Below are 1965 nucleotides of genomic sequence, written 5' to 3' on the forward strand. Positions count from 1 at the left end.
AAAACAAAAAAAGCCGTCTCATTCTTTGAAACGGCTATGAAATCAATCTAGCAAATATCTAAGCAAACCCAGAAATTAACGTTTTAAGATAAAGCAAAAAGCCCACTCTTATAGGCTTCTTACAATATAAATTCTTATCTTAAAGAATTTTGTTGTAGAATTCAACGACAAGTGCTTCGTTGGTTTCAGGGTTGATTTCGTCGCGTTCTGGCAAGCGAATCAATGAACCTTTCAATTTTTTAGCAATGATACGAATGCTGGACATCCAAGAGTAGCTTCTACTGTTTCAAGGATAGCTAGAACTTTCAATGATTTCTCACGAACTGAGATCACTTGACCTGGAGTTACGCAGTATGATGGGATATCAACGCGTTTTCCGTCAACAAGGATGTGGACCGTGGTTTACGAATTGACGAGCTTGATGACGAGTAGTCGCAAGACCTAAACGGTAAACAACGTTGTCCAAACGACGTTCCAAAAGAAGCATGAGGTTGAAACCAAGTGTTCCACCTTTAACTTTAGTAGCTTGTACGAACAAGTTACGGAATTGTTTTTCACCCACACCGTAAGTGAAACGAAGTTTTTGTTTTTCAGCCAATTGCAAACCGTACTCTGAAAGTTTTGAACGGTTGTTTGGACCGTGTTGTCCTGGTATGTAGTTACGACGTGCCAATTCTTTACCTGTACCTGTAAGTGAGAAACCAAGGCGACGAGCTTGTTTCCAAGATGGTCCTGTATAACGTGACATATGTATGTCCCTCTTGATATAAATAATATTTCGGTGGAAATAGTCACTTAGAGAGCCCTGATTCGTGCAGATGCCTTTCGCCCAAACAGCAAAGGTTACTTTTCTAGCCGACTTCCTGTTGACTAGCTTCACGCTTTACTGCTACTGTTTTACCATAAAATGATCAATTTGAAAAGGCGAGGGTACGGCTTTATTTCAATTTGAGAGAGAATGTAAACTTGCTACCTAAGCCATACTGACTTTCTGCTGAGATGTCGCCGCCAAGCTGATGGGCTAGTTCTCGTGCAATCGCAAGTCCTAAGCCATGACCACCTGTCTTCATATTGCGCGAAGTTTCTACACGATAAAGTCGTTTAAAGATCTTCTCCAAATCCTCAGGATGAATCCCCTGACCCTCGTCTTTCACACTGATTGTCAGCTCTTGTTCTGTTAATTGGGCAAGAACCTCTATTCTGGTTCCTGGTTCTGAATATTTAAAGGCATTGTTTAACAAATTGACCAGAATTCGAGAAAGTTTGTCATAATGGCTCTTGACTTTCGCTGATTCAGGTGACACTTGAATGTAAACATCTCGCTCCTCTTGTTCAATCTGGAGTTGAAATTCACTCATTGACTCAATCAACAGCTGATCTAAAAATACCTCTTCGACTTCTTCATCAGCAGTATCTTGAGGTTGTGTGTTAAGAGTCAAAACATCCAATTCCTCTACTAGCTTGTTTAGACGCTCAGTTTGCCGACCAATCGTGGCTAAGTAGTGGAGCCTCTCCTCTTCCTTAATCACCCCATCTAGAATTCCCTCCACAGTAACCTGAATGGAGGTAATGGGAGTTTTAATATCGTGAGAGAGCTGCGCAATCATCATTCTCTTTTCTTGCTCGCTCTCATCAAGTGATTGAAAGATGGCTTGCAAATTGTGGGACATGTCATTAAAAGCCTGGCCCAGCTCTTGAAACTCTAATGGGCCTTTGGTTTCAATTTCTGTGCTGAAATCCTTGCCAGCTATATCCTGAGCTTGTTTTTTCAAATGTTTCAGAGAAGAGAAAACAGGCGACAAAAGAAAGATGCTCACTGCAGCGCCAATGAAACTAGCAATCAAGGTCATTCCAACTAGAAAGTACACTTCACTTTTCTCGATCAACATTCGTTGGACTGCCCAGAAAACGACCAAAATCGTTAGTAGAGTCGACACTAGATACCCCACTAAAATATAGTTTTTT

At 41.1% G+C, this 1965-nt stretch carries 1 protein-coding gene and 1 pseudogene; both read right to left on the bottom strand.

The features are described from left to right. Positions 1 to 139: 139 nt before the first annotated feature. Positions 140 to 748, bottom strand: a pseudogene (gene rpsD, locus HMPREF9425_RS08970) (30S ribosomal protein S4). Positions 749 to 938: 190 nt separating this feature from the next. Continuing rightward, the coding region (locus tag HMPREF9425_RS08975; RefSeq protein ID WP_248688017.1) for a sensor histidine kinase at positions 939 to 1965 on the bottom strand (1027 nt) is incomplete at its 5' end.

Origin of the sequence: Streptococcus vestibularis ATCC 49124 (genome assembly GCF_000188295.1) — a bacterium.
Classification (GTDB): Bacteria; Bacillota; Bacilli; order Lactobacillales; family Streptococcaceae; genus Streptococcus; species Streptococcus vestibularis.